This window comes from Sphingomonas endophytica (assembly GCF_001476895.1).
In the GTDB taxonomy this organism is placed as follows: domain Bacteria; phylum Pseudomonadota; class Alphaproteobacteria; order Sphingomonadales; family Sphingomonadaceae; genus Sphingomonas; species Sphingomonas endophytica_A.
The window spans coordinates 1-736 of the sequence record NZ_LDTB01000207.1 but is presented as its reverse complement, the minus strand read 5'-3'; the positions used below and the strand labels follow the sequence as shown (position 1 = coordinate 736).

The following is a 736-nucleotide window of genomic DNA, read 5'->3' as shown; positions in this document are numbered from 1 at the left end:
TTTTATGGATGGTCTTCGGGTGGGCGCGGGTGCTGGGCGGGCGGGCGCTTGCTGGGCCGTTGCCGGGCGAGGCCGATGTCGTCGTGTTCTGCGCCGGTGCCGCGGGCATTGCCGCGGCGCGACGGATCGCCGCCGCGAACCGCAAGGCGATCGTGGTGGGGGCATCCGGCCAGGTCGGCGGCCGCTGCCAGACCGACGCATCGACATTCGATGTGCCGTTCGACCGTGGCGCGCGCTGGATGCACCATCCCGAAACCAACCCGATGATCCGGCTGGCGCGTTCCGCGGGCCTCGACATCGTCACGGCGCCTGCGGGCCAGAAGATTCGCATCGGTCGGCGCTACGCCCGCCCCGGCGAGACCGAGGAGTTTCTGGCGGCGCTGGTGCGCGCCAATCGCGCCATCGACGACGCCTCGCGCAAGGCCGATATCGCCTGCGCCGCTGTGATGCCGAAGGACCTCGGCGATTGGGCCGGCACCGCCGAATTCCTGCTCGGCGCCAGTTTCAGCGGCAAGGACCTGAAGGATCTCTCCGCCGTCGACAAGGTGCGCGCGCAGGACCGCAACACCGCGATCGCCTGCCGGCAGGGCCTCGGCGCGCTTATCGCGAAACTCGGCCTCGGTAGCTACGATCGGATTGCGCTTGAGATTCCCGGCAACCCGCTCGGGCTGTCGCACGATGACGTCATCATCGAGCAGAGCAATTCGACCAGGACCGCGCTGCTCTACGGCAACAT

1 protein-coding gene is annotated in these 736 nt (G+C 68.9%); it reads left to right on the top strand.

The window, feature by feature from the left end:
- A partial coding sequence (locus NS334_RS16765) for an FAD-dependent oxidoreductase (protein ID WP_206542715.1) occupies positions 1 to 736 on the top strand: 736 nt, incomplete at both ends.